Raw genomic sequence first — 6,889 nt, 5'->3', positions numbered from 1 at the left:
AGCAGATCTGGCGGTTTCGCCGCATCAGCTATCCCTATGAAATGACCCAGGCTGACATGAGGTCAGCTGGTCTGCCGGACAGGCTGATCGTTCGCCTCGCTTACGGATGGTAAGCCGACAATTGCCAATCGTCGTGGGCAAGGTGTTTGACGAAAACAACAATGACGCTGAACAGAAGCTTCGCGTTCATCGTGTAATCTTCTGAAAGCTGATTACAGGCATTGCCAGGTCGGCAGCCACACCTTGCCACGGTTTGTCGGCCTGGAAATCAGATGAGGAGAATAGCGATGCGTCGTGTTCTTTTGTTGTTATTGGTTCTACTCCTGGCCATCGCGGCATGTGCTTCACCAGGGCGTGAGGCCTCGCAGGTGGCGAATATGGGAGCACCATTCCGTGGGGAGTCATTTGAGGATGTCGAGATGGCGCCCGAGCCTATGGCCGACGAAGACATGGCTGAAAGCGTCATCCTGGGAATGCAGGATGAACCGATCGATCGGCAGATAATCTACCGGGGCGATCTGAGCCTTGTCGTTTTGAATCCTGCCCAGTCTATGGCCCAGGTTGAAAGCATCGCGGAAAGCTTTGGGGGATATGTGGCCAGCAGTCATCTGGGCCAGTACCGCGGTGATCTGATGCGCGGCTCTGTGACAATCCGGGTGCCTGCCGATCGTTACCGCGATGCTATGGCGCAACTGAGCAGCCTTGCGGAACGCGTTCTCAGCGAGAATAGAAATACCGAGGACGTCACCGCCGAGTTCACCGATCTGGAGGCCCGCCTGCGCAACCTGGAGGCGGCGGAGACGGAGTTGTTGGCCTTGCTGGAGGAGGTGCGCGAGCGACCAGGTTCCACCGCCGAGGACATTCTCGATGTGTTCAACGAGGTTACCAGGAAGCGTGGCGAGATCGAGCAGACGAAAGGGCGAATGCAGTATCTTTCCAATCTGGTTGCCCTCGCCACCATTTCGGTGGAACTGCTGCCAGATGAAGTCACCAAACCGCTGGTCGACGAGGAATGGCAACCACTGGTCACGGTCAAGAATGCCTTTCGTTCCCTGATCGGCGTTTTGCAGGGATTGATTGATTTTCTGATCAACTTCGTGATTGTGCTGCTGCCGGTATTGATCCTGCTTGCTGTCCCGGTGGTGTTGATTATCCTGCTGATCCGCTGGATCCGGCGCCGGCGATCTGAAACGCCATCCTGACTTGGACAGGCCAGAACCTGGTACTTCGGCTACACTCAGGACAGCGCCCTTCGACTGCGCTCACCGTTAGGTGCCCCGGAGTGGGCAGGACAGTGCTGCGGTACATCCTTGTTTGGTTCGTAGCTAATCTTCTTGCCCAGTGTGCAAGAATCTGACTCGTAAGGTACTGGACTGAAGTCAATTTGTGAGCGTGGTTTTGTAGGTCATCGCTATCAGCGTGACATCTCTGGAATACCAGATCGTCCGGCTGGTAGCCGGACCTACTCCTGTTCCCCTTCTGACTTCAGTTAAACGGCGAATTTCTTGGATTCTGTATCAGTCAAGAACATGCTGAACACAGGCCCGCATCCTGAGTAGCGGAGCCTGCGGAGCGTATCGAAGGGTGCAGGCCTACGCAGTGAGACGGACGAAGCCGTTTGTTCAAAGCGTCGCCGACAAATACAGAATATCTCGGATTCTTTCGGGTGCATTCAAGATTCGGAGCCATTGCCTGCCAATCCCTCGGCGCCCGGCGGTGCGTAGCCCCGTTGCGACTGAGTGGCCCAACCATCCCTTAGCATCAGTTCATCGTAGACCTGCAGGGTTTCACCGAACATGCGCTGCTGCTTGGACGTTTTCCGGTCCTCGGTGGCAATGCGGTGGTACTCGAGTCGTTTGAAAATCTCCTGCTGTACCTGGCGCGGGTGGCCCACGTTTTCGAAGGTGAAGGCACTCTCGGTGGCTGCGGTCTGGATGAGAACTGACCCGTAGTCCAGAATGTTGGCCCACAGGCTGGGCACATCGTAGATAGCGTTCTGGATTCTATCCCAGGATGCCTGACGCCTCTGTTCGCGCAACCCAAAGGGTAGCGCCTCGACGTCGATGATGTAGCGCTCTGTCAGAATATACTTGTCGTTGCGCCAGTTCTCGAATTTGAACCAGACGATGAATCCCAGGATCAACCAGGCAATGAAGGTCAGGAAAAAAGCGCTGTTTGCATCGATGCCGTACACATCATTGGCGCCGCCAAGCATCTGGATGACCAACATGGTCAGCAGGAAAGTTGTGAACAAAAAGAGCGGAAAGGTAATTATCACTCTCTTGAAAAGAAACCACCAGTGTTTGCGATATACGATGTCATCGTCATCCCGTTTTTTGGGTTTGCGGCGACCCCCCCGCAGCACTCGTTGGCGGGAGCTTTCCGGTAGTGGTCTCACCAGGATCGCCTGAGCTCCCTTTCCGGCACGGCGCCAGGCGCCTGCCCAGCGTTGCCAGAGTTCCGAAAGATCGCGCTTGAAGCGGCCGTATGCTGTGCGAGGCACCGGCTTCATTCCTTCCGGCAGTGCTCTTCCTCTCTTGGGGGCAATACGCAGATTCAGCCGTTTGACCAGTTCCGCTCGAATGCCTTCTCGCTGTGCAGCCTGGCGACCCGCCTCGACCCGCTGTTTTTGGAATCGCAGGATGTTCTCCACGGTCTCCGGTTCGGGCACCATCTCGAAGAGAATCCGTCCGATTGTGGCCGCGGTCTGGATGCTCAGATCACCGTAGTCGAAGATACGCCCCATCAGATCGGTGTTCAGCGTCGTTTCCTGGATGCGCTCCAGCGGCGCTTCCACCCGTGTGTCGCGAAGCATAAGCGTGCGCTCTCGTCTTGTCACCCGTTTGTTGGTGATAGCGTAATGGTCATCGAGATAGTTGGCGATCGGTATGGGATAGATGACGATCAGCATCACGAAAAGAACGAAGATAGCGGCCAGCGGTGCCACCTCAATGTTCAGTAGCCAAAAAATGAGCAGGCCCACTGCCCAGAGCACGAATGGCGCCATCAGAGCAGGTAATAAAGCGATCGGATGGCGGCGCCCCCACCAGGCCACCACTTCATCTTCCTCCATCCAGTCGAAACGCTTCTTCTCCTCCGGCTCCATCAGCGTGGTTTTCAACCGGGTGCCCCGCCAGAGGCCCAGGTCCTGCTGCAACATCATGCGCAGATCGGCCCGGTCGAGTATTACCCAATCAGAGCCATCGAGGGATTCTCCCGTCGTATTGTCCACCGTTGTGATGCTGCGGACAGTGGCGTCCCGGCGGTCTCCTTTGAGAAGAGCGGTGAGGCCAAAGGAGTAGGGCGCCGTCACATAGCGCTGGGGTCGCTCGCGTCCCTCCTCGTCCGTGACACGGATAACGGCTCCACCGGCGAAAAGGCTGTACCATCGATGGCCCAAATCGCCCTGGCGGGTGACATTCAGGCCGCTTGGCACATGTTCCATGGTGGCCAGGCCCGCTATCTGTCGCCAGTGATCGTCGTTCAATAGATCAAAATCGATCCCTTGTCCCAATTTCCGCACATGTTCCTCGACACGAATGCGGTCGCCCAGCTGTTCGAGAACGTCCGGAAAATCGATGACCAGGCTTTCGAGCACATGGGCTGGAACCCGAAGTAAACGCACCGCGGTGGCAGCCATGGCGCTGGTCGTTAAGTAGCCGGGAACGCGGGAGAGGCCGCCAAGGAACCAGTTGCCGGAAGTAAGACGAGGCGATTTCAGCAGGTCGAAGCCCTGCGCCTCGATCAGCGTGTCGGATGGCTGCAATACACCGGGCATACCGCCGCTAAGATCCAACTCGCCCTGATCGGTGATCTCGACCTGCCCCCAATCAATGATCCAGAGCGCGCCATCCTCATCGTCCTTTTTACAGATCTCATCGCCGGCCTTGAACTCGCTTGTCCCGACCGACTGGGCCACATATTCGATATGCGCGTCGGTCAGAGAGCGCAACAGGGGAATCGCCCGAAGCCTGCCGGTGGAGTCGGGCTGGATGAGGCGTTTCCAGAGGTCTGGATACTTGTTGAGCGCCCAACCCAGGTCGGCGCTATTGATGCGGAAGAGTTCACACCAGGTCTCAGCCGTGGCAGCGCTGGAATAACGCTTTCCCCGGAACAGCGTCTGATCGATGAATACGTCCCCTTCGGCCAGGGTGCGGTGCTGCATGGCGGTCGCGTGTTCCCCCTCCACGAATTGCCTGACGGTGCCCTGGTTGATCACGTAGGCATCGTCAGAGAGATCGCCCTGGGTATCCTCTTTAGGCAGGATGGCTTCCTCTGCCTGGTATTCCTCTACCGTTATCCCCTGAGCCAAACGACGAAGGTCTTCCTGTGTCCATTTGGAAAACACAGGAAAACCGGCTAATCGGCTCTGGATTTCGTTGGCTTCCATATTGCCTCGCGGTAGTTGCGACGATGGCACCGATGGCAGATGCGACGGCACGGTGAAATGCAAGCTGGAACGCTCTATTCTACCACAGACTGGCAGAGTCTGCACATCCGTTCTGTTGCCCGGCCAAATTGGGTAAAATTGGCGCGGTGCGTCATGACTATGATATAATTCATATCATTTCACAAGGAGGTGGAATCTTGAACTTCGTTGTTTGTGTCAAACAGACCCCGGACACGGCCGAGATGTCGAAGATCAGCGTAGCTGAAGTCAGCAGTGGCGACATCAAGGCGACTTTGGTTCTCAACCCGTGGGACGAGTACGCAGTAGAGGAGGCGCTCCTGCTTCAGGACCGTTTCGGTGGTGAGGTGACGGTGATGACTACTGGCCCCGAGACAGCCACGGATGCCCTGAAGGATGCCATCGCGCGCGGCATCAAAAACGCTCTGTTGCTGGATGATCCGGCGTTTTCCGGGACCGATGCATGGGGCACCGCGGCTATCCTGTCCGCAGCCATTCGCAAGAACGGCGACTTCGACGTGGTATTGACCGGCAAGATGTCGGTGGATGGCAACAGTGGGTTGGTTGCACCAGGTTTGGCCCGAAAACTGGGAGCGACCTTGCTGACCCAGGTGACCAGGATCCTGGACATCGCCGACGGCATGATCACCGTGGAGCGTCAGCTCGAGGAGGGGCGCGAGATCGTGACCGCCACGCTGCCTGCGGTTGTCTCGGTCGGCAAGGAGATCAATGAGCCGCGCTATCCCAGTTTCATGGGTATTCGCAAGGCTGCCCGGGCCGATATTCCGGTCTGGAGTGCGCAGGACCTTGCCAGCATTGATCCGCTGATCGGAACGAACGGCTATGTCCCCGGCGCCCGTTGGACCGACCTTCGAAAGCCGCCAGCTCGTGCCTCAGAAGTTGTTTTGGTCGACGAAGGCAGCGTCGATGCCAGCGCTGCCAAACTTGCTGATCTTCTAATGGCCGAGAAAGTTGTCTAGGGGAGGCGATATGATGAGCATTCTGGTTTTCATTGAACAATTCAAGGGTACGGCTGCGCCGGTATCATGGGAAGTCTTGGGCAAGGCCCGGGAACTGGCCGACCAGTCGGGTAAACCGTTGGCCGCAGTCGTTATCGGCGACTCGGTCGAATCGGTCGCGCAAGAGGCAATTACCTTTGGCGCCGACATCGTACATCTGGTGGAGGATGCCTCCCTGGCAAGTTATCGGGTGGATCCCTATGCCGCGGTTGTCGAAGACCTGGTCCAGAGCTACGATCCAACCATCGTTCTATTTGCAGCGACTGCGCGCGGCCGCGATCTGGCAGCCGTCGTGGCGTGTGATCTCGAGGCGGGTATCGCGGCGGACTGTATCGATCTGGCTCTCGACGATGGCAAGCTCGTGGCCACACGAACCGTTTATGCGGGAAACATGTTGACGACCGTGCACTTCGATACGCCGGTTCAGGTGGCTAGCGTGCGGGCCAGGGTCTTTCCAAGCCCGCAAGCCGATCCTGCTCGCTCCGGTACGATCAAACGCTCGGGCGCCGTGTTGCCGGCGAGCGACCTGCGCGAGGAGATCATCGGTTTTGAAGAAGTATCCACGGGTGAGGTAAGCCTGACAGAGGCCAATATCATCGTAAGCGGAGGCCGCGGGGTTGCCAGGGACCCGGAGACGGGCTTTGCCATGATAAGAGAATTAGCGGATACCATAGGTGGCGCAATGGGTGCCAGCCGGGCTGCTGTGGATGCCGGTTACATTGCCTACGCACGTCAAGTCGGACAGACTGGGAAGATGGTACGGCCCGACCTGTATATCGCCTGCGGGATCAGCGGTGCGATTCAACACCTGGCTGGCATGAGCGACTCCAAGGTGATCGTGGCGATCAACAAGGATGCCGATGCCCCAATCTTTTCAGTGGCAGGCTACGGCATCGTCGGTGATCTGTTTGAGGTTGTGCCGGCGTTGACGCTTGAGATGAAGAAACGCCTGGCCTGAGCGGATCGCTGACCGCTGACCGAAGACCGCCGACAGCGGCCCAGAGTCTCAGAGTCTTGGAGCCTCGGAGTATCAGAGTTTCAGGGTCGCCGCGTCCCTCTTTCGCCGTGTTGCCGCGTCCCCGCGTCCCCGTGTTCCTACCTAGCTCCCGCACCGCTTGCTAGCGTCACGGTACGCCCGCTGGCGCGTGTCCCCCTCACCAGCGGTTGTGCATGGAGCAAGGGCCGTGGCAATCTCAGACTCCCTTCATCGCATGGTTTCCCCAACAGCGTATGAGACTGCCACGTCGATCTCGCTGCCTGGTTCCCGTTATCCTTGTTAACGTGTTGAGGTCGCTTGATCTCCTCGCAGTGACAAAGTGACAAAGCTTACTGTGCCGCTGATGCTCCCCGTGTCTCTACCTAGCTCCCGCACCGCTTGCTAGCGTCACGGTACGCCCGCTGGCGGCGTCCCCCTCTCCCCGTGTCTCCGTGTCCCCCCTCCCCGGGTCTCCGTGTCCCCCCT

General features: G+C 57.9%; 4 protein-coding genes. 3 read left to right on the top strand and 1 reads right to left on the bottom strand.

Annotated elements, in window-relative coordinates:
• The first annotated feature begins 287 nt into the window (after positions 1 to 287).
• Positions 288 to 1,202, top strand: a complete 915-nt coding sequence (locus tag U9R25_13275) for a DUF4349 domain-containing protein (GenBank protein ID MEA3336879.1) — start codon at positions 288 to 290, stop codon at positions 1,200 to 1,202.
• 470 nt (positions 1,203 to 1,672) lie between these two features.
• On the opposite strand, the gene U9R25_13270 is transcribed toward U9R25_13275, so the two are convergent.
• Positions 1,673 to 4,390 (bottom strand): cyclic nucleotide-binding domain-containing protein, encoded by a 2,718-nt coding sequence (locus U9R25_13270; GenBank protein MEA3336878.1) that lies wholly within the window; start codon positions 4,388 to 4,390, stop codon positions 1,673 to 1,675.
• A gap of 197 nt (positions 4,391 to 4,587) precedes the next feature.
• Here U9R25_13270 and U9R25_13265 point away from each other — a divergent pair, with 197 nt between their 5' ends.
• Together U9R25_13265 and U9R25_13260 are read left to right on the top strand one after the other, a co-directional pair.
• Positions 4,588 to 5,388 (top strand): electron transfer flavoprotein subunit beta/FixA family protein, encoded by an 801-nt coding sequence (locus U9R25_13265; protein ID MEA3336877.1) that lies wholly within the window; start codon positions 4,588 to 4,590, stop codon positions 5,386 to 5,388.
• A gap of 10 nt (positions 5,389 to 5,398) precedes the next feature.
• Positions 5,399 to 6,385 carry an electron transfer flavoprotein subunit alpha/FixB family protein gene (locus U9R25_13260; protein MEA3336876.1) on the top strand — a complete coding sequence of 329 codons (987 nt, stop codon included), beginning with the start codon at positions 5,399 to 5,401 and terminating at the stop codon, positions 6,383 to 6,385.
• The last annotated feature ends 504 nt before the right edge of the window (positions 6,386 to 6,889 follow it).

It is taken from the genome of Chloroflexota bacterium, from assembly GCA_034717495.1.
Classification (GTDB): Bacteria; Chloroflexota; Anaerolineae; order JAAEKA01; family JAAEKA01; genus JAYELL01.
This window is presented reverse-complemented; position numbering and strand designations above follow the sequence as displayed.